Here is a 24,772-nt window from a genome sequence, read left to right on the forward strand (position 1 = left end):
TGGCAAATCAGGCCACAGGACCGGCAGGATTTCCGTAATTTTCAGGACACCACCGTTCAGGAATCCTGTTGTGTCAGCAGCGTGATATCACCACCGCAGGCGGCCTCGTTGGTTGTGATCACGGTTTCACTCAGCAACCACTCCGGGCGGACCGTATCCAGATCATAGACCGGGACCACCATGCCCTCGCGTGCCGTAACGGTCAGGGCGGCCTGTTCGGCACTCTCTGCACCACGCTGGATGAGCATGGCGTCACATTCCGGCAGCGCACCGGGATCGACGCGCGTGATGACATTGGCCAGCTGGCGAGAAACCTGCCTCAGCCACTCCACCGCGTTATCGGGTGCCAGAACCAGCACCTGATTCCCTGCGCCAAGCGCAAGCCCTACGGCGTGCAGCAGGGCAGGCCAGCTTTCGCAGGCACAGAGAATGACGCCCTTGGGCCGCAGCATATAGCGGCTGGTTTCCCCATTTGGGCCGGGCATATCGAGGGTGAGGCCGCATAATCTGTGTGCGATCACGGCTCTTACCCGGCGGGCCGAAGGCGGGTCCCGGGGTTCGAGAAAGGCGAGAAAGGCGCGCGCCGTGGCGGGGACAGGCGCCTCGGGCGGCGCTTCGAGCGGGCAGGGCGCGCCATGCATCAGGCGCGGAAGGAGCAGGGGACCACCCAACTTGGGGCCCGAGCCGGAAAGCCCGCGCCCGCCGAAAGGTTCAGTACCGATTCGTGCGCCGATAATGCCGCGATTGACATAGATATTGCCAGCGCGGCTGCGGGCGCAGGCACGGTTGATACTCTCCTGGATACGGCTCTGCACACCAAAGGTCAGGGCATAGCCTGTGGCATTGAGTGCATCGATGACGCCGTCGAGCTCGTGTCGCGCATAGCGCCGGATATGCAGAACCGGGCCGAACACTTCCTGCCCGATATCGGCAACGCGGCCAATCTCGATAAGTGTGGGAGGGACGAAATGGCCCTTCAATGTCTCGACGCGCATGTCGGGCTGCCAGACGGGATAACCGGCGCGGCGCATCCGATCGACATGGGCTTCCACCCGAACACGCGCCCCGGCTGAAATCAGCGGGCCGATATCGCAGCACAGCCTGTCCGGTGCGCCGAGGTGACGTTCGATAATGGCACCACGCAGACGTTCGATGAGTTCATCTGCGCCGTCTTCCTGCACCAGAAGGACGCGCAGGGAGGCGCTGCGCTGACCGGCACTGTCAAAGGCGGAGGTCATGATGTCGGGAATGACCTGATCGAGCGGTACGCTGCTATCGACGAGCATCGCATTCTGCCCGCTGGTATCGGACAGGAGGGGCACAGGCTGGCCGGTTCGCCCGGTGCGTCCCAGCAACTCGCGACTGATGGTCTTGGCCACAGCGGTCGAGCCAGTGAACATGACGCCGTCGATACGGGGGTCGGCCACCAGCGAAGCGCCGACATTGCCCTCGCCTGGCAGGAGCTGGAGGGCCGCTGGCGGCAGGCCCGCTTCCATGAAAAGCGAGAGCAGATGGGCTGCGACAAGCGGTGTTTCTTCCGCAGGCTTGGCAATGACGGCATTGCCCCCAGCCAGGGCGACGGCAACCTGACCGGTAAAACTGGCAACAGGGAAATTCCACGGGCTGATGCACAGTATCGTGCCAAGCGGTGCGCCGTGCCGCCCTGTTTCATCCAGCTGGCGCAGTTGCGCCGCATAGTAGCGCAGGAAATTCACGGCCTCGCAGAGTTCCTGCGTGGCATTGGCGAGTGTCTTTCCTGCCTCGCGAATCAGAAGTTCGAGCAGCGTCGCGCGATCCTGCTCGATGGCCACGGCGACACGATCGAGACAGGCCGCGCGCTCCTGTGCGGTGGTGCGACGCCATATCTGCTCACCCTCGGCGGTATTGAGGGCGGCGTCGATATCGCGCGGTCTGGCATAGATGACGACACCAACATGATCGTCATGCGCCGCCGGATTGGTGATCGAGCGCGCGCGCCCTTCGGGCCTTGGCATGGCCGGACCGATGGGCATGGCCCTGAAAACACGCGGTGTCGCGGTAAATCCTGCGATCAGGTTTTCCAGATCGAGCGGGTTGTCGAGATCCGGCGCGATGGCCCCCTGTCGTTCTGCCCCGTAGAGATCGGCAGGCAGGCTGAGCGATGGGTCCGGTGAGCCGTGGGGCAGCGGTGCGCGTGCCAGCGTCACGGGATCGGCAATGAGTGCATCAAGAGAGACGGCCCGGTTGGCGACCTGATTGATGAAGGAGGTAGGCGCGCCATTTTCGAGCAGGCGATGCACCAGATAAGGGCCAAGATGTGAGTCGGGTCCGACGGGTGACAGAATACGACAGGTAGCGCTGCGCGGACGTGTCGAGACCAGAGGGGTATAGAGCGTTTCCCCCATGCCATGCAGGCAGCCGAATTCGTAAAGCCCCGGCCGCCATTCGGGCGCGATGGCGAGAATGGTCGCTATACTGCGGGCATTATGGGTCGCGAATTGCGGGTAAAGCGCAGCCTCTTCTTCCAGAGCACGACGGGCGCAGGCGATATAGCTGACGTCACTATGGCATTTGCGGGTAAAGACAGTGTAGTCGGCGTTTGCCCTGGCCTGGCTGTGCCGGATTTCCTCATCACGATAACTGCCCTTGACCAGGCGCAGTACCACACGCCGACGGGTCTCGCTGGCGAGCGCCACCAGATGCTCGATGAGGGGCAGGGATCGCTTGTCATAGGCCTGTACGGTAAAGCCAAGACCGTTCCAGCCTGCAATTTCAGGGGCGTGACAGAGTGCATCGAACAGATCGAGGCACAGCTCGAGTTTGTCTCCTGTCTCGGCATCAAATTGCAGGATCACATTGGCTGCCATGGCACGCTGGGCCAGCATCACCAGAACAGGGAGGACCTCGTTCATGACGCGGTCGCGCTGGGTGGTCTCGAACCGGGGATGCAGTGAGGACAGCCGGAGCGATAGGGCAGGGCGCTCATACAGGGTCTGCCCCCTGCCATGCCGGCCGAGGGTCTCCACCATCGCCAATGCGTCATGGCGTGCACGGTCGGCTTCTTCTGCCGTCTGGGCGCTGCCATGCAGGGATGCACAGGCCAGGCTGAAGCCCTTTTGCTCTGCTGGACGATGGCGTCGCAGGGCCTGCCCGATGGTCTCTGCCAGAATGAACTGGCTGCCCATCATGCGTATGGCCTTCTCGACGCCATGGCGGATGAAAGGCGCTCCGCTGCGCATCGCAAGGCCGCGCAAACCGCCCGGGGCGGCGTGGAGCTTCGATGAGGTCGACATGGCCCAGCTTGCCGCATTCAGGAACAGGGGAGGCTCATCACCGCCATGATGATGCCAGTCACCCTGACCGATCTGGTCGCGTATCAGCGCATCACGCGTGGCTGGGTCGGGGATGCGAAGCAGGGTACCCGCGAGACAGAGCAATGCCTTGCCTTCGGGAGAGGCAAGGGGGAACGCCTGCATCATGGTCTCGATGCCGTTTGTCTCGGCATGAGCGCGCCAATGGGTCGTGAGAGTGCGAGCCTGTGTCTCCGCCCGCTCGGTCAGGTTTTCCGGCAAGGTGGCCCGCGTGAGCAGCGCGGCAAAGGCTTCCGCCTCGGGGCGACGCGCAGCATGGGCAATAGCCTCCCGCGAGGGCGACAGGGCCGGGCGTCGGGGGAGAAAGCTTGAGAACAAAGTCATGCTGGCTCAGTCATGCAAATCGGGCGCGTCAATCATACGCCCCCCGCATCATTACGCGGGGATACGAAGCAGGCAGACTAGGCGAGGCCAAAGGGCAGGAAAACCCTTGCTGCGTTACGTTCCGGTCATGCGCGTAGCCGGATGTCAGAAACGCGTCCGGTGAGATAGCGGCTTATGACCTTGAGCAGATCCGGCTCACCGGAATGTCACGTTGACGTGTCAGACAGGCGATATCAGGGGTGACGATGCGTAAAGAGGCGCACATTGCGCTCTTCGATGCCGAATTCGCGCAGGGCGGCAGCAAATTTCTCGAAATGGGGCGTCTTGAGATGCGCCTCGAAGGCAGCGCGCCCTGTATAGACCTCGTGCAGGACAATAATATCGGGAGCGTCCTGTTGGGTGAGCACATCGAAGGCCAGGCAGCCCTCCTCATCGGCAAGGGAGCGGTCGCTGTCATAACGGCAGATTTCGAGGAATTTATCGAAGTTTTCGGCCGGTGCGGCGAATTCAGCGATTACTGTGAAGCTCTCAGTCATGAGACGAATCCGATCAGTTTCCGGAATTGACTTTTCTGCCCCAATTCTGCGAAGAGTAAACACCGATTCACGGGAGAGACCGGACAATTTTTCCGGCGCCGAAGGAGCAACCGCCCCGGAAACTCTCAGGCAAAAGGACCGCGATCGGCTGGAACTTCTGGAGAGAGGCATCCCTGTGGGGTGTCCGCCGACGGGATAGCGATCTCAGGCAAAGGCGACAGAAGGGGCGACGATTTTTTCGTTTTCTGCCTTGGGGGATTCCGCCCGTTGTCCGACGCGCTCTGTTTCACGCCGCTCAATGACCTGCATATCGAACTTGGCGCCCGTATGGTGCCGTTCGCAGGCTATTCCATGCCCCTGCAATACCCGGCCGGGCTCATGGCAGAGCACCTTCATACGCGCAAAAGCGCGGGGCTGTTCGATGTCTCCCATATGGGACAGCTGCGTATTACGCCCAAGCAGGGAACGCTGCACGATGCCGCCCTCGCGCTTGAGAGCCTGATTCCGGTCGATCTGGCAGGTCTGGGCGCCAACCGCCAGCGCTATGGCTTTCTCACCAACGACGCCGGCGGTATCCGCGACGATCTGATGGTCGCCAATATGGGCGACTGGCTGTTCGTGGTGGTCAACGCTTCCTGCAAGGCTGCTGATACCGCGTTGATGGAAGCAGCCCTTGGGGATCGGGTGGTGATCGAGAAGCTCGATGACCGCGCCCTGCTGGCGCTTCAGGGCCCCGAGGCTGTCAACGTGCTTCAGGATCTCTGCCCCGAAGCCGCTGAGATGCGGTTCATGGATGCGATCGAGGCTGACATCGATGGCGTTGCCTGCACCCTGACGCGCTCGGGTTACACGGGTGAGGATGGCTATGAGATCGGTATCCCGGCCGAGCATGCCGAGCAGATTGCCCGTGCGCTTCTGGCAGATGAGCGCGTTCTGCCCATCGGTCTTGGTGCGCGCGACAGCCTGCGTCTCGAGTCCGGTCTTTGCCTGTACGGCAATGATCTGGATGAAACCACCACACCCGTTGAAGCTGCCCTTGGCTGGGCCATGCAGAAGGCGCGCCGCGAAGGCGGGGCCCGTGCAGGGGGCTATCCGGGCGCTGACATCATCACGAAGCAGGCACGTGAGGGTGTTTCCCGCCTGCGCGTGGGTCTGGCAGCGGAAGGGCGTGCGCCCGTTCGCGCTGGCACAGAACTTTTTGCCGACGAGGCGGGGACGCAGAAGGTGGGTGTCGTCACCTCCGGTGCTTTTGGCCCCAGCATCAATGCCCCTGTGGCGATGGGTTATGTCGAGACGGCTCATGCCAGCCTCGGCACCACGCTTTACGGCGCCCTGCGTGGCAAGTTCGTGCCGGTTCAGGTGCGCGCTCTGCCTTTCGTCCCGCCTGGCTTCAAACGCTGAAAACCGTCAACTGAGAGAACGCGATCAATGAGCACCACCTACTACACCCCGTCCCATGAATGGATCCGTCTCGAAGGCGATATCGCCACGGTCGGCATCACGGCTCATGCTTCCGACGAACTCGGCGAGCTGGTTTTTGTGGAAGCCAAGGACGAAGGCACCGAAGTGCCGCAGGGTGAGCCTGCCGCCGTTGTCGAATCCGTCAAGGCCGCTTCGGACATCTATGCCCCGGTGAGCGGTGTTCTGGCCGGGTTCAATACCCGTCTTTCCGACGAGCCGACGCTGGTCGGTACCGATCCGGAAGGCGAGGGCTGGATCTTCAAGCTGCGCGTGAGCGACTCTGCCCAGCTCGAATCCCTGCTCGATGCGGATGCCTACAAGGCTTCGCTCTGATCTGACCGCCGGGCTGGCTTGCCGGTCCGGCTCTTTTTGTACCGTCAGATCCGGATGGCCGGTCTGATGTTTCCTTCCGAGCACAGGGTGGCCCGTGCCGTCCTGACTCGTTTGCGTTCCTGACGAGGATCTGCCGAGACGTGACCCGTAACGCCCTGCTCAATACGTCGCCCAATACATCGCTGTGGCCCGCGCATGAAGATGACCAGTTCGTCTCACGCCATAACGGCCCGCGCCCTGGCGAAGTCGTTTCCATGCTCAAGACGCTCGGTGTGCCAAGCATCGACGCGCTGATCGAGCAAACGGTGCCGTCTGCCATTCTGGACCGCAAGGCCTCTGGCGTCGGCCCCGCGCTGACCGAGAGCGAGGCGCTGGCGCGGCTCAAGCAGATCGCAAGCCGCAATGTGGTCATGCAATCCATGATCGGGCAGGGCTATCACGGCACGATCCTGCCCCCCGTGATCCAGCGCAACATTCTGGAAAATCCGGCCTGGTACACGGCCTATACGCCGTATCAACCTGAAATCAGCCAGGGCCGTCTTGAAGCGCTGCTGAACTTCCAGACACTGGTCTGTGACCTGACCGGGCTCGATATCGCCAATGCCTCGCTTCTGGACGAGGCCACGGCCTGCGCCGAAGCCATGGCGCTTGCCCAGCGCAACGCCAAGACCAAGAGCACGGTATTCTTCGTCGATTCCGACACGCATCCCCAGACGCTTGCCGTGCTGCGGACGCGCGCCGAGCCTTTGGGCTGGACCATTCAGCTCGGTAACCCTGAAACCGATCTCGATCCTGCCGCCGTTTTTGGTGCGCTGCTTTCCTATCCGGGCAGCTCGGGTGAAGTGCGTGATTTCCGTGCGGTGATTGCCTCGCTGCACGAAAAGGGTGCCATTGCGGCCCTTACCTGCGACCCGCTGGCCCTTGTCATGCTTGAAGCGCCCGGCAAGCTGGGCGCCGATATCGCCATCGGCTCCATGCAGCGTTTTGGCGTACCAATGGGCTTCGGTGGCCCCCATGCCGGGTTCATGGCCGTGCGTGACGCCTATAAGCGCACCATGCCGGGCCGTCTGGTTGGCGTATCGCGTGACAGCCGCGGGGCTTCTGCCTATCGCCTTGCGCTTCAGACCCGCGAGCAGCATATCCGCCGCGAGAAGGCGACCTCGAACATCTGCACGGCGCAGGTGCTTCTGGCGGTCATTGCCTCAATGTACGCCGTTTATCATGGGCCCGAGGGCCTGCGCGCCATTGCGCATCGTGTAAACCGCCTTGCCTCCATTCTGGCTGAAGGCCTGCGCGAACTGGCCGTCAAGGTCGAGACCAGCGTTTTCTTCGACACCATTACGGTCGAGGCCGGTGAATCCGCGGCTCTCGTTCTGGAGCGCGCGCGCAAGGCCGGAATCAATCTGCGCGATGCCGGTCAGGGGCGTCTTGGTATTGCGTGTGATGAAACCACCGAGGCGAGCCATATCAAGGCGCTGTGGCGCTGCTTCTGCCCCGATGAGGCGCGCCTCGCCGGGCTTGAAGCCAAGCTTGATGGCGCCACCACGATCCCGGAAGCGCTGACGCGCAGCGGGGCCTTCATGACGGCCGCCGTGTTCCACGCGCATCGCTCCGAGACGGACCTGCTGCGCTATATGCGTCGTCTGTCCGACATGGATCTGGCGCTCGATCGCACCATGATTCCGCTTGGCTCGTGCACCATGAAGCTGAACGCCACGGCCGAGATGATCCCCATCACCTGGCCGGAATTCGGGGCGCTTCATCCCTTTGCGCCTGCCGATCAGACCGAAGGTTATCTTGAGCTGTTCGGTATCCTCGAACATGCGCTTTGCGCCGTGAGCGGGTATGACGCGGTTTCGCTCCAGCCCAATTCCGGTGCGCAGGGTGAATATGCCGGGCTTCTCGCCATTCGCGCCTATCATCAGGCCAATGGCCAGAGCGAACGCGATGTGTGCCTTATCCCGGCCTCGGCGCACGGCACGAACCCGGCTTCCGCCCAGATGGTCGGCATGCGCGTGGTCGTGACCGCCTGCGATGCCGCGGGCAATGTCGATCTGGAGGATCTGCGCAAGAAGATCGCGCAGCACGAAGGGCGCATTGCGGCCCTCATGCTCACCTATCCCTCGACCCATGGCGTGTATGAGGAAGCGGTGATGGAGATCTGCGATCTCGTGCACGAGGCTGGCGGTCAGGTCTATCTGGACGGTGCGAACATGAATGCGCAGGTCGGTCTGGCACGCCCCGGGCTGTACGGCGCCGATGTGTCGCATTTCAACCTGCACAAGACTTTCTGCATCCCGCATGGCGGCGGTGGCCCGGGCATGGGGCCGATCGGTGTCAAGGCGCATCTCGCCCCGCATCTGCCTGGCCGTCCTGAGCGTGGCGATGCCCGCGCCGTATCGGCTGCCCCTTTCGGTTCCGCCTCGATCCTGCCGATCTCGGTCGCGTATGTGCTCATGATGGGCGATGACGGCCTGCGGGAGGCCACTGAAATGGCCATCCTGAATGCCAATTACATCGCAGCACGCCTCGAGCCGCACTACCCTGTGCTTTATCGTGGCGCCAATGGCCGCACGGCGCATGAATGCATCATCGACCTGCGTCCCCTGAAGGACGCTGTGGGCGTTACGGTGGATGACATCGCCAAGCGGCTGATCGACCATGGCTTCCATGCCCCGACGGTCAGTTTCCCCGTGGCAGGCACCTTCATGATCGAGCCGACCGAGTCCGAAGGCAAGGCCGAGCTCGATCGCTTCTGCGATGCCATGATCGCTATCCGTGAGGAGATCCGTGCGATCGAGTCCGGCAGCATTGCCATGGAAGCCAGCCCCCTGCGCCACGCGCCCCATAGCACTGCCGATCTGGTGGGTGAGTGGGACCGCGAATACGACCGCATGCAGGGCTGCTTCCCCAACGGACTGGACCGCGTGAAGTATTTCGCGCCGGTCAATCGTATCGACAACGCCTGGGGCGACCGTAATCTGGTCTGCTCCTGCCCGGATATTTCCAGCTACGCCGAAGCTGCGGAGTAATTCTCGCTGACCCTCGTTCCCTTTGAGGAGCGGGGGTCTTCTATTTCTGGAAGAAAAGAAGCAAAAAGACTCTTCCAGTTTTCGGCCGTAGGCATTCGATGATTCGGCGGTGCCCCTGGACGAGCGGCCGCGCTCTCGCGTACTACCTTTGATAAAATCAGAAGTTTTTCGGTTCTTTTTTCAAAAAGAACGCTTACTTCGCATCCTGCCGCACATGGACCCAAACCCCGTCTGTCAGTTCGACAAGGCGTTGCGGGGTCATGCGTACCGAGGCTGTGATCGATCCGGCGGCGGGGATGATTTCCTCGAAGGCCCGTAAGGATTCATCGCAATAGACCGGGAGAGGTGCAGGCAGGCCAAAGGGGCAGACACCGCCCACCGGGTGACTGGTGACCTCCATCACAGCTTCGGGCCCCAGAAAGCGGGGCTTGCCGCCCAGAGCCTCGCGGGCGCGCTTGTTATCGAGCCGCGCCGTACCTGCCATAACCACGAGAACGATACGCCCGCCTACATCCACGCAGAGGGTCTTGGCGATCTGGTCGGGTACAACACCGTGCACATCGGCCGCTTCGAGAACGGTGGCGGTGCTGCGGCCGTCATCGATGATTGACAGATCGGGGGCGAGGCGGGCGAGTTCGTCGCGAACGGAGTCCAGGCTCATACGGGTCTCAGCGTCTGATCAGGATGTAGTTGATTGTGAGGTCGATATCGAAATGGTCGCCCTTCATATCAGGCGGGACGGGTGGCAGACGCGCGCCCTGGAACATGCCTGTCGTTGCGGCATCGAGCGAGTAGGAGCCCGATTGCCCTGTAAGGCGCACTGATTTCACACGGCCTGTGCGGTCGAGCACGACATGAACGGAAGAGGGGCCGTCTTCGCCGTTCTTGATGGCGTCCTCCGGGTAATAGAGATGCGCGCGGATCCAGCGATCGATCTCGCTACCATAATCGTCGCTGACGCCTCTGATCGTGTTGCGCGTCATGAAGGGCGCATTGATCTGGCCATTGGTCGAAAGCGGGCCGAGCGACATGTCGATGGGCGCACCCGAACCGCCACGGCGTCCACGCTGGCGGCGCGGGGTGGAGGGGGCCTCGCCAAAATCGAGCGTCGTCATGTTTGCAAACGGATTGTCCGACTGTTTCGTGGTCGGGCGTCGGCTGGAGCGATGACTATGGGCGCGGGTCTGCGTTTTCGTACCCGATTTGGCAATGCCGGGGCTGACGGGCCGGTCAGTCTGTGTCTTGGGAATCTCGGTTGAGGGACCGTCGGGCACAGGGGGGGCCGCAGGCGGTGTCGGCGTGGGCATGGCCGGTGTTGGTGTGGACTCTGCCTGATCTGGCTGTTGCTCCTGCTCCTGCTCAGGGCTGGAAGCCGAGGGCGCATCATGGCTCTGCGTTGGTTTTTCCTCGCCGCCTGGCTTGTCTTCATGCGGCCCCGCCATGCCGCTGCGCGAGGGCGGGGCAAACATCATCTCGACCTGTGGCTGTTCGATTCCCTCCGGCAGGCCTCGCGCATGGCGGGCACCCTCATAGACGAGCAGGCCCAGGATGATCGCATGAGCAATGGCCGAGGCAATGAGAACCGTGACAACGCCCTGATCTTCCAGAATCTGGGGACGGATGAGCGACGCGCCAGCCGGTTTGAGATCAGGTTCGAGCCCGGTTTTCGGCTCATAATGGGTCAGGGGAGCGCGTGCGCCACGCATCGGGGGCAGGGCGCGCATCGACCCTGCCGTTGCTGCATAAAGCAACGGCTCGTTTCGTGCCCGTTTTCTATCCGGGCGCGGCATCGGGGCCGCACCGGATGAAGGGGGCGCCGGATCGACGGGTCGGGTGCGTTTCAGAAGAACACCTGCAAGAATCAGAACACACGCCACCACGTGGCCGGGCAGGGAGATTCCCCTGGATCACGACACGATCTGGCATCTGGCGCTATCATGACATTGGACCCATGATCTTGCCAAGCGCGTGAAAGTCTCGCCTGTTACATAAGAGGAAAAACCGGTGCTCGAAGACCCAGCTCTCTATGCCTGTCTCGGGCAGGATCCGGCTCTGGCGGAAGTCATGGCCCGCATCGGTCCCTGCCGCCTGCGCGGGGCTGACGGCAAGACACCCTATCAGGCCCTGATACGCGCGATTATCGGCCAGCAGCTTCATGGTCGTGCGGCAGAGGCCATACTGGGGCGTGTCTGTGCCCTGTCAGGCGGAGACATGCCCGAGCCCGGCTTTCTGCTCTCCCTGCCTGAAGAGACCCTCAGGGGGTGCGGTCTCTCTGCCGCCAAGCTGGTAGCCTTGCGTGGGCTCGCCCAGGCGTCTCTGGACGGCATTGTTCCCGGCAAGGATGAAGCGGCGGTGCTGGATGATGAAACACTGATTGACCGGCTGATCACGTTACGCGGCGTCGGGCGTTGGACTGTCGAGATGTTACTTATCTTCACACTGGGACGACAGGATGTGCTGCCGGTTGACGATTTCGCGGTAAGGGCAGGATGGCAAAAGCTGCGCAAACTCGAAGCGCCGCCCAAGCCAGCGCAGCTTCGTGCAGAGGGCGCACGTTTCGCGCCGTGGCGATCCGCCCTTGCGTGGTATCTGTGGCGTCTTTCGGAAGAGGGGAAAACGGTCCAGAACGCCCTGACCGGATGAAACAGGCAGCCATGCCTGGTGCGGGAGAGCCCGCCAACAATCAAGGCGCGGCTGGCGGGGAGGATATCCCCCGCATGGAATCAGGGTCCGGAAAGAGCGGGTATCAGGGAGAGAAGAAAATGAAGCCCTGGCGTGATGGCGGCAAGGGGAACACGCTCATTCAGGCCATGCGCAAAGTTGTCCGAGGATTTCATGAAAATCGGGCAGGCGCCATAGCTTGGTATCCCGCGCGCTCTGAACCACATGCTGTCGCTCGCCCCTGAACTCATGCTCGGAAAAACCGGCACGTCCGGATAAGCGGCCTGGGCGGCGCGGGTTATGGCGCTGGCAAAGGGCGTATCGAGTGGCGAGGGCTGCGTCTCGACCGTGCCAGCGCTCTGATCCTGAAGATGAACGGAAGGATCCGCTATGATCTCGGTTAACTCGTGGATGATGTCGAGACGCGAATGCCCGGGGAAAATACGGCAATTGATATTGGCGTCGGCATGCTGGGGCAGGGCATTGAGCGCATGGCCGCCACGGATGGTCGTCACAACACAGGTTGTGCCAATGCTGCCCACCAGAGAAGGCTCGGCGCGAAGTACGGAAACGGCTTTGGCGTTGTCCGGCGTGGCGGCAAAGACGCGCATGGCCGCCGCAAGGCGCGGGGAGGAGAAACGCGCCGCATTCATGAAATAGCTGCGTGTCAGCGCATTGAGTTCCGGCCGGAATGGGTGGGCCTGGATCTTGAGCAGGGCCGCGGCCAGAACGTTGATGGCGTTGCGCGGGCGTGGCTCGGAGGAATGCCCGCCCGGGTCTGCTACGCTTAGATTGATGTCAGCGTAAGTCTTCTCGGCACCGGACCATGTGTAGAAGAGGGGGTGGTTTGTCTCCTCATCCAGCACACCTCCCCCAACATCGAGGTTGAGAACCTCGGCGGCATTGGAGAACATACGGGCCAGGGTCTGGCCCGTTTTCATTTCCGTTTCCTCATCGCCTGATAACGCCAGAATGATCTCGCGATCCGGAACGAAGCCCTGCTGCCTGAGATGGATGAGCGCCGTAATTGCAAGGGCATTGCTCATCTTCATGTCGCTCGCCCCGCGACCATAAAGATAGCCATTCTCGGTGACGGGCTTGAACGGGTCATGCTTCCAGTCAGACGGATTGGCTGCCACCACATCCATATGGCCTGAAATCACCAGTGGTTTGAGCGACGGGTCATGACCCTGCCAGCGCAGGACCAGGAAGGCGGTATCGTCCTGACGGGTAATGGAGATGGTGTCAGCGGCAAAGCCACCATTGATCAGGGCCGTGCGGTAGAGATCGGCCACGGCGGGGGTTTCATTGCTGGTACCCGCAACGGAGCGAAACGCCATGGAGGACTGGGCAAGATTCAGCGCCTGAAGGCCTTCGCGCGTCAGGGCAGGCAGGGGCTCGGCCTGTGCAAATCCGGGTTGGGCATAGCCAGCCTGGAACAACAGCAGCAACAGGGCAGCACGTCTGATCATGGCGGGTCGAAACCTTGGTGAAAAAAGGCGGGTGGTCATATCGTATCAATGAAGGCGAGCATTTTCTCGGTAAACAGCTTGGGATTGTCCGCGTGGAGCCAGTGCCCGGCATCGGGGATCGTTTCCAGCCGGTAATGGGGGAAAAGCCGCCTCATGACCGGTTCATGATCCTTGCCGATATAGGGCGAATGCTCGCCACGCAGAAAAAGGGTCGGCCCTTCATAAACATAGCCTTCGGGCATGTAAGGCCAGTTCTCGATGTTGGGCATCGAGTTGGTGATGTCCTTCAGGCCGATCTGCCAGCCCGGATCGCTGCCGAGGCGAACATTCTGGAGCATCAGGTCACGCACGCTCCGGTTGGGAATTTCCCGGGCGAGAAGCTGGTCGGCTTCCTGTCGGTCGAGATGGTCGGGGAAGTGGATATGCAGCATCGCTTCCGCCAGGGCGGCTTGCCCAAAGCCGGTGCGGGCCGGTGCCATATCGCCGATCAGCAGCCCTGCCACGAGCTCGGGATATTGCAACGCCATGATCATGGCGAGCTTGCCGCCCATGGAATGGCCCACCAGTATGGCGGGCAGGGCTTCCTGCGCACGCAGGGTTTCCACCACATCATCCACCATGGTCGGGTAGTCCATCGGCCCGTGAGGGCTCTCGCCATGATTGCGTAAATCAAGCGCAAGCGTGCGATGGGTACGCGCTACCTGGCGCTGGAGGAACCCCATGTTGCGTGCGCGTCCGAACAGGCCATGCAGGAACACGACCGGCGGATGACCCGCGGGCTGGGCCGGGAGGCGCTCGATAACGTTCAGAAGCACGATGGGTGAGTCCTTATGAGCAGAGGGACGACGGGGGCCATTGCGTGAAGCGCTGCCCGATGGGGGCGGCAATGCGGCCAGTATGGGGCCTTGAAGGCGGAATGGAGCGGAAGTCTGGGGTTTTCTGTTGCCTGCGACAAGTCCGGACGACAATAAGGACAGCGCTTTCCTTCGGTCCTCAAAGTCATGTCAGGATCTCTCTTGGGTTCAGGGTTCCACAGAACTGCGCGGCGACAGGCTTTCAGGCGTATTCGCCACAGGGTGCATGTGCCCTACTATGCCCGCGCCCTCGTCCGATCCAATGAAATCTGGTTGACTGTCCTATCATCGTGTGTCGGAATTTTTGCAGGATTGAGTGTCTGGCTCATGACGCGGGCAACACTGCTGGCCCACAGGCTGCTTTACGACCTGCATAATGATGGCAGGCTTTCAGGGCTTGACCGTCTCGCCCCCTGGCGCACCGTGCTCATGCCCTGCCTTGGCGGTCTTGCGCTCGGCATGTTCGGGCTGATCGTCGCGCGGCGCTACCGCCATCGCCCCGTTGATCCGATCGAGGCCAATGCCCTTCACGGTGGGCGTATGTCGGTGCGTGACAGTGCCATCGTGGCGTTTCAGACCTTCATGTCCAATGGCTGTGGTGCCTCGCTCGGCCTCGAAGCCGGGTTCTCGCAGATTGCTGCGGCTCTGGGCTCCCGATGTGGCGCCCTGTTCAGGGTGCGGCGCGCCGATATGCGTATTCTGGTGGGATGCGGTGCGGGGGGCGCTATTGGTGCGGCGTTCGATGCTCCCTTGGCAGGGGCCTTCTATGCCTTTGAGCTGGTGATCGGGACGTATTCTCTCGTCAATCTGGCCCCTGTCGCGATCGCCAGCATCAGTGCTGTCGGTGTTGTCCGCCTGCTTGGCGGGGTAACGGCGACAGTCACCATGCTACCGCATGCTGCTTTGGGAATGCGTGACAGCCTGCCGGTCATGCTGCTTGGCGTCACATGTGGTCTCGCGGGCATTGCCGTCATGTATGGCGTGACATTTGCCGAGGGCCTGTTCAGGCGGCTGTCCCTGCCGGGCTGGGTCAGGCCCGGTCTTGGCGGATTGATGGTGGGTGGCCTCGCCCTTTACTCGCCATCCATCCTGTCTGCGGGCCACGCAGCAGTCCGTAAGGTGCTGGTCGAAGGGTTGCCAGTCTCGACACTCGTCATTTTGCTGGTGTTCAAGGCTGTTGCCTCGTCCATCTCGATCGGGAGCGGTTTTCGCGGCGGCCTGTTCTTCGCTTCGCTTTTTCTCGGCGTGTTTTCAGGGTCGATTTTCGGGCATGGGCTGACAGCGGTCTTCCCGGCGGCCTTGTCAGTGACCACCTGCGCCATTCTTGGTATGAGTGCCACGGCGGTGGCGATCATCGGTGTGCCGATGACCATGACCTGCCTTATCCTTGAGATGACGGCTGATCTTTCTCTGGCAAGCGGTGTTCTGCTGGCCAGTGTGATGTCCCTGCTCACGGTGCGGCGTCTGTTTGGCTACTCATTTGCCACATGGCGCTTTCATCAGCGCGGCGAATCGATTCGCTCTGCCATCGATATCAGCTGGCTGCGTGAACTGACGGTGGGGCGGATGATGCGCCATGAGATGACATGTTTCACTCCTGACACCCTGCTTGGTCAGGCGCGGCAATGCTGTCCTCTTGGTGCAACGCCGCAGATCGTGCTGGTGGATGTATCCGGAACGTATCGTGGAATCGTGCTTCTGTCCGAGGTTCATGCGCCGGATCACCCTGATGACAGGATGCTTGGCGATCTGGCCCTGCATCAGGATATGACATTGCTGCCGGAGATGACCTGCCGGGAAGCAGCCGCGTTTTTCGAGCAGGCCGAGGCCGATGCCCTTGTTGTGATCGCCGATCGTCTCTCACGTCGTGTCGTGGGGCTGCTGAGCGAGAAATATGTGCTGCGTCGTTACGCAGAGGCACTGGACAGAACGAGACGTGAGCTGACAGGCGAGGTGAGGGGCCAGTAACGCGGTCATGACAGGGCCAAGAAATCATTGTCCTGCAGTTACGAGGCGTTGACACGACACGTCGACATGGGTAGCAGACGCGCACCAAGGACTCCCCGCACAGGGGAGAAAAGCGAGGTATGGAATCGTGGGCGCACAGGACGACCTGAACGTTTCCTCGCAGGCGGAGCAAGGCGCCGACAGCTTCAACAAGAGGCTGGCCGATGCAGAACTCCGGATGCGCGGCAAAAGCGGAAAGTCGGACTCGGTTTCCACAGGGGATGAGAGCAATGCCGATTATTCGGCATTCGGGCTGGCAATGCGGATCGGGACCGAAATGGTCGCGGCGCTGGTTGTCGGTGTGGTTATGGGATACGGGCTTGATCGCCTGTGTGGCACCAAACCGCTCTTCCTGATCCTGTTCTCGCTCATCGGCGGTGCAGCAGGAATGCTGAATGTCTGGCGTGCGGTGAAAAACGCCAACGTCTGACGGGGTGAAGGCGCAAGCTGCACCCTTCAACTGTGAGTTTCATGGATTTCCGGCATGAGCCTGGAAGTCTGCATCGTAAACGGGAGAGGCAGCTTGGCCGCCGGATCAACGATTGACGCGCTCGGCCAGTTCGAGCTTCATCCTGTTCTCGGGCAGATTGGCGAGGCGCTGCGCTTCAGTCAGTCTCCGGCTTTCATGCTGGTGGCTGTCATCCTTGTTCTGGCCTTCCTGTATATCGGGATGCGCCCAGCAGCTGTTGTCCCGGGTCGTCTGCAGGCAGCGGCAGAACTGGGCTATGACTTCATCCATAACATGGCGACAGAGACGATCGGCAAGGAAGGCACCGCCTTCTTCCCGTTCGTATTCGCGCTGTTCTTTTTCATTCTGGCCGGTAACTATCTCGGCCTGATCCCGTATTGCTTCACCTTTACCAGCCATATTGCCGTGACCGTGTCGCTGGCCCTGCTGGTTTTCGTGGTGTCTATTCTCGCTTCGCTGAAGCACCAGGGTTTCAAGTTCTTCGCGCATTTCCTGCCCGATGGCGCCCCTGTGTTCCTCGCGCCGCTTCTGGTGCCGATCGAGATCCTTTCTTTCCTTTCGCGACCTGTCAGCCTGTCGATCCGACTTTTCGCCAACATGATGGCTGGTCACGTTCTGCTCGAAGTTTTCGCTGGCTTTACCCTGATGCTGGCGGGTCTTGGGGCATTCGGGTCAGTGCTGGCTGTGGCGCCTGTCGTCATCAATGTCGCACTGACGGCTCTGGAATTGCTGGTGGGCGTTCTGCAGGCTTATGTGTTCGCCATCCTCACCTGCATTTATCTGCGTGAGGCTGTGGCGCACTGAGTGCTCGCCGCGACCCACGCTCAACTGTTGTTTCGTCGTAACCAAGGAACCTGACTCATGGACGTCTCTGCTGCTCGCGAAATTGGCGCCGGTATTGCTGTTATCGCTCTTGCCGGTGTCGGCATCGGCCTCGGCAACATCTTCTCGACGCTGGTGAGCTCGATCGCCCGCAACCCGGCTGCACGCCCGCACGTGTTCGGCCTCGGCATGCTCGGCTTCGCGCTGACGGAAGCCGTTGCGCTTTTCGCTCTCCTCATCGCCTTCCTGATCCTCTTCGTCTGATCCAGAGGCAGGGGTAACAGTCATGCGCCTTCCGTCTCGAAACCTCGCTGCCACGCTTGCCGTCGTGCTTGCGCTCGGCACTGTGCCGGGACGGGCCTGGGCCGTTGGCATGCCGCAGCTTGACTTCTCCAACCCCCTGCTCATCGGGCAGGTGGTCTGGGGCGCTGTCATTTTCGCGGTCTTTTACGTCATTCTGAGCCGCTCGGCCCTGCCGCGCATCGAAGGGGTTCTGACCCATCGACGCAACCGGATCGAGGGCGATCTCGATATTGCCCGCCGTGCCCGTGACGACGCTGACCGCGCCGTTGACGAACTGCGTCGCGCTCGCCACGACGCGGCTGCACAGGCTCAGGCCAATATCGACCGGGTCGTTCACGAAGCCCGTATGGCTGCCGAGGCACAGACCCACGAAATGAACCATCGGCTCCATGCCGATATTGTCGAAGCTGAAAAGCGCATTGCTTCTGCCCGTGCCGAAGCGCTTGCCAGCCTGCCGACAGTCGCTACTGAGACGGCCCAGAGCCTGATCGAAAAGCTGCTGCGCCCCGCAGGTCTGGAAAATGCGGTTTCCAGAGCTCAGGTGCAGGACGCGGTCCAGGCCGGGCTTGCGGCCAGCAAGGGCTGAGGAGAGCACGCGATGTTTCATGACCAGCGTTTTTATGTCGCTATTTCCTTCGTCCTGTTCTTCCTGTTCTTCGGACGCAAACTATGGGCGGCCATTGCAGCCGTTCTCGATGCCCGCGCTGACCAGGTTCGCAAGAATCTGGATGAGGCGAGCCGTCTGCGCCGCGAGGCCGAGAAGATGCTGGAGGATGCCACGCGTGAGCGTGAGCAGGCTCTGGCAGAATCCCGTGCCCTGATCGAGCGTTCACGCGCCGAGGCGGCCAGCATTGCCGAAAACGCCCGTCGCGAGGCAGAAGCTGTGGCAGCCCGCCGCGAGCAGATGGCCCGCGACCGCATTGCGGCTTCAGAGCGCGCAGCCATTCGCGAAGTGCGCGAAATGGCTGCCGATGCAGCCATCAAGGCGACACGCAGCCTGCTGACACAGCATCTTACTGCCGAGCAGGCAGGCGCCTCAGCCCTGCTTGACCGTGGCATCAGTGATCTGCCACAGGCTTTGAAGGCTTCCAACGAAGCCGGATCGCGCAACCAGAACGCGGCCTGATCATCTGTCCGGGCTTCATGGCCCGGACAATTCATAGGCGGTTTCTGCCATGACCATTCGTCTCTCCATCGTTATCGCCGTTCTGAATGAGGCTGAGAATATCCGCCCCGTTTGCGAGGAACTCGCGAATGTGTTCGAGAACGCGCCGGATATCGAAATCATCTTCGTCGATGATGGCAGCCGCGATGCGACGGTGCCCCAACTCCTCTCTGCCCGCGAAAGCCTCCTTCCTGCCCTGCGTCTGCTGAGCCATGATCGGTGCCGGGGCAAGTCTGCGGCGTTGCGCACCGGCATCGAGGCGGCCCAGGGACGCTGGATTGCCACGCTGGATGGCGACGGTCAGGATGATCCCGCAGTCATTATCGACATGCTCAAACGTGCCGAAGCCTTCAAGGAGGGCGAACCTCTGGTTGTCGGCGTTCGCCTCAAGCGTAACGACCGTCTTTCACGCGTGATCGCCACGCGACTGGCCAACGGGCTGCGTCGTCGCCTGCTCAATGATGGCTGCCCGGATACGGGCGCCCCCATGAAGCTGTTTGCCCGTGATACCTTCCTGCGCATTCCGCAATTCGAGGGTGTGCATCGCTTTCTGCCCGCCCTTCTCGGGTGCTACGGGGCGAAGCTGATCTGTGTCGAGACCCGTCACCGGGCGCGTCTGCACGGCCAGTCCAAATATACCAATCTCAATCGCGCGCTCGTCGGCATCCGTGATCTTCTGGGTGTCATGTGGCTGCTCAATCGCACGAGACTGCCGGGCCGCGTAACCGAACGCTGAGGGCTCTCATGACTCTGACCTGGCGCCATTACCTTGGCGTAGCGCTGCTGACGCTGGCAATTTTTCTGCCTGGGCGCATGAGCCTCGTGCCGCTCGATCGCGATGAGCCGCGCTATATGGAAGCGTCGGCCCAGATGCTCGAGAGCGGCAATTTCATCGATGTCCGTTTTCTCGATCAGCCCCGCTATCTGCAGCCCGCTGGGATTTACTGGCTGGAGGCAACGGCGCAAAAACTCTTTGGCGGTCCTCATGACCGTCATGTTGCCTGGCCCTATCGAATCCCGAGCCTGATTGCCGCCGTATCGGCAGTGACCCTGACCGCTTATCTGGGATCCCTGCTCTTTGGTGGAATGACCGGCCTTGTCGCTGCGGCCCTTCTGGCAGTCTCGACGCTGCTGACGGCCGAAGGGCGGATGGCGACCATCGACACCGTCTTGCTGCTCGATATCCTGCTGGTCGAGACGGCCTTGCTGCGCGCTTATCTCGATGCCCAGCGCAACCGCGAAACGCCGGTCACCATCGCGCTTCTGTATTGGGGCGCGCTGGGTTGTGGGCTCATGCTCAAGGGGCCGGTCGTTCTCATTCCAGGGCTTGCCACACCGCTCGCCCTGCGCGTGATCGAAAAGCAGGCGAGCTGGTTCCGGCGTTTGCGCCCTTCATGGGGCTGGCTGGTCACTCTGGCTGTCGTGCTGCCCTGGTGCATCGCGATTGGCGTGGTCAGCCACGGTGCTTTCTTCTCACGGGCAGTCGGAACCAATTTCCTTGGCAAGATCGGACACGGGCAGCAGGCGCATGGCTTGCCGCCGGGCTTTCACGCCGTAGTGTTCCTGCTCGCCTTCTGGCCCGGTTCGCTTTTTCTGGTGTTGGGTCTGCCTGCCATCTGGGCGCGTCACCGCGAGCCTGCCGTGCGCTTTCTGTTGTGCTGGATCGTCCCCCATTGGCTGGTTTTCGAGGCAATCGCGACCAAGCTGCCGCATTATGTTCTGCCCACCTACCCCGCGATTGCCATTCTGGTAGCGGCCACGCTGGTCAGGTGGCCGCTGCGTCGACCCTCTGCCTTGTGGGCACGGGGGCTGATGGGAGTCTACGGTTTGCTCTGGGGCGCACTGGCCCTGGTTTTTGCCGTGGCTGGACTCGCCTTGCTATGGCAGAGCGAACATCGCTTCGATATTGGCGCGTCGATTGCCGTGGCAGGCGCTCTGCCTCTGGTGGTTTACGGGTTCTGGCTTTTGTGGAAAGCGCGGCGCCTTCAGGCGGCCTGGGTCATGATCAGCGCGGCTGTTGTGATCCATGCCGGCATCTTCCTCACTGTCATACCCAATCTTGGCCTGTTGCAGCTCGCGCCCCGCGCCGCGGCGCTTTACGAGGATTACAAGCCTTGTGAGGATAGCACGCTCGTCTCGGTATCCTACTCGGAGCCCAGCCTGGCGTTTCTGGCCGGATCGAACACGAAGCTGCTCGGCGTGCCCGATGCCGCACGGTATCTCACAGCCAATATGGCGTGTTCTCTGGTGCTGGTCGATCGCAAGGACGAGGCAGCGCTTCGCTCAGCGCTGGACGGGCAGGGCGTTGCCCTGACGGAATATGGCCGCGTGACCGGGCTCAACTATTCCAATGGTCACAAGCTGGATCTGGGATTGTTTGCACCGACCCGCCGTTAAGGGCGGGGAGCAAGCAACAGTGATGAATTTCTTGAAGACGGGATGATGCCCAAACGGGTAATTGCTCTCTTCTTCAAGTATTCATGAGTATGTATGATATTAAATCAGGCCGTACGATCTGCTGCGATGGTGGCAACCAGCAAAGCGCCAATAACGGGAATGAAAGAAGCCATCGTCAGAGCGCTCAGAGCGCTAAGCGGATGCGAGACGAGGTTGAGGATTTCAACGGTGAACATAAGCTATTCCTAAGGTATCTGGTGTGTGGGCGCGGTAAGAGCGCCCAAAACCGGTCCGAAGCAATCGCTCAAAACGCGTTCCAGCAATGCAATAAACGCATGGAACGACTTCGTTTTCTATTTGGATTTTACCTTCGGGTATTTGACGAAATAAAATATCCCCTCAAGGTGTCCCGAGGCCTATCTTGTTGCTTTGATGGTGGTTACGGGCTTGGGCAGGGCTCCATCTCTTTTCAGGCCATGCCAGGCCAGAAGCGTATCCACCAGAAAGGACGACAGCGCTCCGACCGTACAGAACAGCGCACCTCCGAACAGGAAGATCAGCCAGGCCACTGTCTGGCTGTTGTGCAGGCTGCCCAGAAACAGGGCCAGTGCCGCGCCGCAGGTGGAGGCCCCGCCAACGCCGCCCAGCATGATGGCGCAATCCAGAGCAAAGACTCGCCGACGCAGCCGATTCTGGTGGCGCGTCAGCCGCGCTGTCTCATCCGGGTCCTCCTCATGGTCGTCCTGCAGGCGATGGGCGACTTCCTCCACATGGTCCGAAACCCGTGCCAGACGCGTGTTGAACAGGGTCAGCAGCGAGGCGACACCTGACAGCATGAAGACTGGTGTCAGAGCGACCTGAATGACATGGGCAACACTGTCGATGGGTTCGGGGGCCAGAAGGGCGTTGAGGCCGACGGGGTCGAGCGCCATGAGAATGCTATCCTGAAATGAAGGCGTGAAAGCCGGACTGCGTGGGAGCCAGCAGGTTTTACAGTGCTGGCAAAACTCTGCAACATGACAGCGCAAGGGGCGGCTGGTTCTGCTCCTTGTGCCGCGTCATGCGGTTTGCCCCGATGGGGGCACGGCATTGGCGGGGCAGCAGTAAGGGCTGGTCGCAAAATGAAGGGGATATAGCGGCAAGCAGGGGCACTGTGCCTTGGGGGTGGTCTTTTGGAGCGCCTCTCTGGCGCACCGCTACAGCTATGTTAAAACCTGATCCGCTCAGGCCCGGCAGACGAGGGGCAAGGCGTTTCGTGTGTCAAGTTTTCCGGTGAAAGATCTCGGTTTGGCTTTTATTCCCGGTGTCAGGCGTGCGGCCTGTCTGTTGGTTGCCTCGGCGCTGACCTGTGTCATTCGTCCGTCCACAGGTCATGCCGAGACGGTATCCTTTGCAAGGCTGACCTGGACCGAAATCCAGTCCCGCATCCAGTCCGGGACAGATACGATCATCGTGCCCGTAGGGGGAACCGAGCAAAGCGGCCCCTATATTGCCGTCGGCAAGCACAATGTGCGGGCCGAAGTGCAGGCGGAACGTATTGCCGCCCGACTGGGCCATACGCTTGTCGCGCCGGTCATTGCCTATGTTCCTGAAGGCGGAACCTCCCCCCGCACCTCCCACATGCGTTTTGCCGGGACGATCTCGATCCCGCCTGCCGTGTTTGAGGGGCTGATCATGGGCGCGGGGGACAGCTTTCATGTCCAGGGTTTCAGGCGTGTCGTGTTTATTGCCGACCACGGCGGGTATTTGTCCTATCTCAAGGCGGCGGTGGACAAGCTGAACAATAAGTGGCGTGGTCAGGGCGAGGCCATCTACCTCGCGGCCTATTATGACAGTATTGGCACACGCTATGCCGAAATCCTGAGGCAAAAGGGATATGGCAAGGACTTGGGCAAACATGCGGATCTGAGCGATACGGCTCTCATGCTCGCCATCGATCCGACGATGGTGCGTGAGCAGGCGTTGCACAGTGCTGCGCTGCCAGACAGCGCACAGGGTGTTTATGGAGGCGACCCGCGCCCGGCGACTGTGGCGCTGGGGCAGATCGGAACAGCGATTCAGGTTCAGGCGGCGCTCGATGCCCTCGGCGCGTCACGCTAGGCAGAACCGTTATCAAGGAGCATCTATGAAGTTTTCACATCACGCGTTCATCGTCTCGCTGGTTGGCCTGTCATTGGCCACCGCCCAGGCGACACGTGCGCAGGAAACCCCTGCAGCTCCGGCACAGGCGGCGTCCGCACCGGCTACAGCATCATCCGCTGCGTCGGGTGTGACCTCACAAGCCACGGCTTCTACCGCCACAACGCCGGCTGCCGCGCCTCCATCCAGCACAACGCCGGTCGCCCCCGTGGCTCAGGTGACGCCCCCGGCCGTGACGAACGCGGCCACCCCGGTTGCCGGTGCTGTGCAGACCATTCCCGGCATGCCTGCGGTCATTGACCCCAAAAACATCTATAGCGAGACGATTTCGGGCAAGATCTCGCCGGCCATCAAGGATGATCTGGCGCGGGTTTATGTACCCAATCTGCGTGGCAACAGCGTCTCGGTCATCGATCCCGCGACGTTCAAGGTGGTCGACACCTTCAAGGTGGGTCGCAGCCCGCAGCATGTGGTGCCCAGCTGGGATTTGCGGACATTATGGGTCACCAATAATGCCGAGGGCAGCAATGATGGCAGCCTGACCCCGATCGACCCGCGCACGGGCAAACCGGGCCCTGCTGTCACGGTGGACGACCCCTACAACATGTATTTCACCCCGGATGGCAAATACGCCATCGTGGTGGCCGAAGCGCATGAGCGCCTGGATTTCCGTGACCCGCATACCATGGCCCTTATCGGTTCGGTTGAGGCGCCGCAGTGCAAGGGCATCAACCATGCCGACTTCTCGATCGATGGCCGTTATGCCATTTTTACCTGCGAATTCGGCGGGTATCTGGCCAAGATCGATACGGTCAATCGTAGCCTGATCGGGTATCTCAAACTGTCGAAGGGCGGGATGCCGCAGGATATCCTGACTGCCCCGGACGGCCATAAGTTCTACATTGCCGATATGCACGCCGATGGTGTGTTCGTGGTCGATGGTGACAGCTTCAAGGAAACCGGCTTCATCCCGACCGGCCCCGGTACGCATGGCGAATACCCGAGCCGTGACGGCAAGTTCATGTATGTGGCCAATCGCGGATCGCATAAGATCCATGGTCCGCGCCACAGTCCCGGCAGCGTGTCAGTGATCGATTTCGCGACAGACAAGGTCGTCAAGACCTGGCCGATCCCCGGCGGTGGCAGCCCGGATATGGGCAATGTCAGCGCCGATGGAAAGCTCCTCTGGCTCTCCGGCCGTTTCGATGATGTGGCCTATGCCATCAACACCGAGACCGGCGATGTGAAGAAAATCCCCGTGGGGGCTGAGCCGCATGGTCTGACCGTCTGGCCGCAACCAGGCCGTTACAGCGTGGGTCACACCGGTATCCTGCGTTAAGTCTATAGCCATCCGGGCGGCTTCAGGCCGTGCCGCCCGGAATGGAAGGCCCGTTATTTTCCGACGGGTCATACGGCGCCGACGTCCCTTACGCTGAAACACCGTGGA

22 protein-coding genes and 1 riboswitch are annotated in these 24,772 nt (G+C 61.4%); of the genes, 14 read left to right on the forward strand and 8 right to left on the reverse strand.

The window, feature by feature from the left end:
• Nucleotides 1-56 precede the first annotated feature (56 nt).
• Nucleotides 57-3,674, reverse strand: coding sequence for a bifunctional proline dehydrogenase/L-glutamate gamma-semialdehyde dehydrogenase PutA (gene putA / locus F3J08_RS12420; protein WP_166930316.1), 3,618 nt, complete (start codon nucleotides 3,672-3,674; stop codon nucleotides 57-59).
• Nucleotides 3,675-3,907: 233 nt separating this feature from the next.
• Nucleotides 3,908-4,210, reverse strand: a complete 303-nt coding sequence (locus F3J08_RS12425) for a putative quinol monooxygenase (protein WP_166930318.1) — start codon at nucleotides 4,208-4,210, stop codon at nucleotides 3,908-3,910.
• Between the two features lie 60 nt (nucleotides 4,211-4,270).
• Nucleotides 4,271-4,361: riboswitch (glycine riboswitch) on the forward strand.
• A gap of 116 nt (nucleotides 4,362-4,477) precedes the next feature.
• Between F3J08_RS12425 and gcvT the strand changes: the two genes are divergently transcribed.
• The 3 genes from gcvT (at nucleotide 4,478) to gcvP (ending at nucleotide 9,036) form a co-directional block, all read left to right on the forward strand.
• Nucleotides 4,478-5,611, forward strand: a complete 1,134-nt coding sequence (gene gcvT / locus F3J08_RS12430) for a glycine cleavage system aminomethyltransferase GcvT (RefSeq protein WP_166930320.1) — start codon at nucleotides 4,478-4,480, stop codon at nucleotides 5,609-5,611.
• 27 nt (nucleotides 5,612-5,638) lie between these two features.
• Nucleotides 5,639-6,004 (forward strand): glycine cleavage system protein GcvH, encoded by a 366-nt coding sequence (gene gcvH / locus F3J08_RS12435; RefSeq protein ID WP_035443956.1) that lies wholly within the window; start codon nucleotides 5,639-5,641, stop codon nucleotides 6,002-6,004.
• Between the two features lie 140 nt (nucleotides 6,005-6,144).
• Entirely contained in the window at nucleotides 6,145-9,036 is a 2,892-nt protein-coding gene (gcvP, locus tag F3J08_RS12440; protein ID WP_370458728.1) for an aminomethyl-transferring glycine dehydrogenase, read from the forward strand.
• Nucleotides 9,037-9,229: 193 nt separating this feature from the next.
• On the opposite strand, the gene F3J08_RS12445 is transcribed toward gcvP, so the two are convergent.
• Entirely contained in the window at nucleotides 9,230-9,697 is a 468-nt protein-coding gene (locus tag F3J08_RS12445) for a YbaK/EbsC family protein (RefSeq protein ID WP_122038790.1), read from the reverse strand.
• Between the two features lie 7 nt (nucleotides 9,698-9,704).
• Entirely contained in the window at nucleotides 9,705-10,826 is a 1,122-nt protein-coding gene (locus F3J08_RS12450) for an energy transducer TonB (RefSeq protein ID WP_166930322.1), read from the reverse strand.
• Between the two features lie 214 nt (nucleotides 10,827-11,040).
• On the opposite strand from F3J08_RS12450, the gene F3J08_RS12455 reads away from it, so the two are divergent.
• On the forward strand, nucleotides 11,041-11,679 hold the full coding sequence (locus F3J08_RS12455; protein WP_370458729.1) for a DNA-3-methyladenine glycosylase: 639 nt from the start codon (nucleotides 11,041-11,043) through the stop codon (nucleotides 11,677-11,679).
• Nucleotides 11,680-11,759: 80 nt separating this feature from the next.
• Here the strand turns inward: F3J08_RS12455 and F3J08_RS12460 are convergent, their stop codons facing one another.
• Both F3J08_RS12460 and F3J08_RS12465 read right to left on the reverse strand, forming a co-directional pair.
• Nucleotides 11,760-13,169, reverse strand: coding sequence for a M20/M25/M40 family metallo-hydrolase (locus F3J08_RS12460; protein WP_166930324.1), 1,410 nt, complete (start codon nucleotides 13,167-13,169; stop codon nucleotides 11,760-11,762).
• A gap of 35 nt (nucleotides 13,170-13,204) precedes the next feature.
• Entirely contained in the window at nucleotides 13,205-13,984 is a 780-nt protein-coding gene (locus F3J08_RS12465; protein WP_122038792.1) for an alpha/beta fold hydrolase, read from the reverse strand.
• A gap of 366 nt (nucleotides 13,985-14,350) precedes the next feature.
• Between F3J08_RS12465 and F3J08_RS12470 the strand changes: the two genes are divergently transcribed.
• The 8 genes from F3J08_RS12470 to F3J08_RS12505 all read left to right on the forward strand — a co-directional run bounded on the left by F3J08_RS12470 (nucleotide 14,351) and on the right by F3J08_RS12505 (nucleotide 21,186).
• On the forward strand, nucleotides 14,351-15,991 hold the full coding sequence (locus tag F3J08_RS12470) for a chloride channel protein (RefSeq protein ID WP_370458730.1): 1,641 nt from the start codon (nucleotides 14,351-14,353) through the stop codon (nucleotides 15,989-15,991).
• A 127-nt stretch (nucleotides 15,992-16,118) separates the two neighbouring features.
• Nucleotides 16,119-16,460: an AtpZ/AtpI family protein gene (locus F3J08_RS12475; protein ID WP_370458731.1), complete on the forward strand. Its 342-nt coding sequence runs from the start codon at nucleotides 16,119-16,121 to the stop codon at nucleotides 16,458-16,460.
• Between the two features lie 93 nt (nucleotides 16,461-16,553).
• Complete coding sequence (locus tag F3J08_RS12480) at nucleotides 16,554-17,303, forward strand: F0F1 ATP synthase subunit A (RefSeq protein ID WP_062165669.1); 750 nt, start codon at nucleotides 16,554-16,556, stop codon at nucleotides 17,301-17,303.
• Nucleotides 17,304-17,360: 57 nt separating this feature from the next.
• Nucleotides 17,361-17,585, forward strand: coding sequence for an ATP synthase subunit C family protein (locus F3J08_RS12485; RefSeq protein WP_023977841.1), 225 nt, complete (start codon nucleotides 17,361-17,363; stop codon nucleotides 17,583-17,585).
• A gap of 22 nt (nucleotides 17,586-17,607) precedes the next feature.
• Nucleotides 17,608-18,210, forward strand: a complete 603-nt coding sequence (locus F3J08_RS12490) for a hypothetical protein (protein WP_062163972.1) — start codon at nucleotides 17,608-17,610, stop codon at nucleotides 18,208-18,210.
• A 12-nt stretch (nucleotides 18,211-18,222) separates the two neighbouring features.
• A complete protein-coding gene (locus F3J08_RS12495) occupies nucleotides 18,223-18,750 on the forward strand; it encodes an ATP synthase F0 subunit B (protein WP_122038794.1) in 528 nt (175 codons plus the stop codon).
• A 49-nt stretch (nucleotides 18,751-18,799) separates the two neighbouring features.
• Nucleotides 18,800-19,525: a glycosyltransferase gene (locus F3J08_RS12500; RefSeq protein WP_062163974.1), complete on the forward strand. Its 726-nt coding sequence runs from the start codon at nucleotides 18,800-18,802 to the stop codon at nucleotides 19,523-19,525.
• Between the two features lie 8 nt (nucleotides 19,526-19,533).
• Entirely contained in the window at nucleotides 19,534-21,186 is a 1,653-nt protein-coding gene (locus F3J08_RS12505) for a glycosyltransferase family 39 protein (protein ID WP_166930328.1), read from the forward strand.
• Nucleotides 21,187-21,290: 104 nt separating this feature from the next.
• On the opposite strand, the gene F3J08_RS17415 is transcribed toward F3J08_RS12505, so the two are convergent.
• A complete protein-coding gene (locus F3J08_RS17415; RefSeq protein ID WP_255493487.1) occupies nucleotides 21,291-21,422 on the reverse strand; it encodes a hypothetical protein in 132 nt (43 codons plus the stop codon).
• A 180-nt stretch (nucleotides 21,423-21,602) separates the two neighbouring features.
• A complete protein-coding gene (locus F3J08_RS12510) occupies nucleotides 21,603-22,118 on the reverse strand; it encodes a DUF2721 domain-containing protein (protein WP_122038796.1) in 516 nt (171 codons plus the stop codon).
• A gap of 355 nt (nucleotides 22,119-22,473) precedes the next feature.
• On the opposite strand from F3J08_RS12510, the gene F3J08_RS12515 reads away from it, so the two are divergent.
• Together F3J08_RS12515 and F3J08_RS12520 are read left to right on the forward strand one after the other, a co-directional pair.
• Nucleotides 22,474-23,286, forward strand: coding sequence for a creatininase family protein (locus F3J08_RS12515; RefSeq protein ID WP_370458732.1), 813 nt, complete (start codon nucleotides 22,474-22,476; stop codon nucleotides 23,284-23,286).
• Between the two features lie 25 nt (nucleotides 23,287-23,311).
• Nucleotides 23,312-24,664 carry a YncE family protein gene (locus tag F3J08_RS12520; RefSeq protein WP_205206981.1) on the forward strand — a complete coding sequence of 451 codons (1,353 nt, stop codon included), beginning with the start codon at nucleotides 23,312-23,314 and terminating at the stop codon, nucleotides 24,662-24,664.
• Nucleotides 24,665-24,772 lie beyond the last annotated feature (108 nt).

Source organism: Asaia sp. As-1742, from assembly GCF_011753235.1.
Classification (GTDB): Bacteria; Pseudomonadota; Alphaproteobacteria; order Acetobacterales; family Acetobacteraceae; genus Asaia; species Asaia bogorensis_B.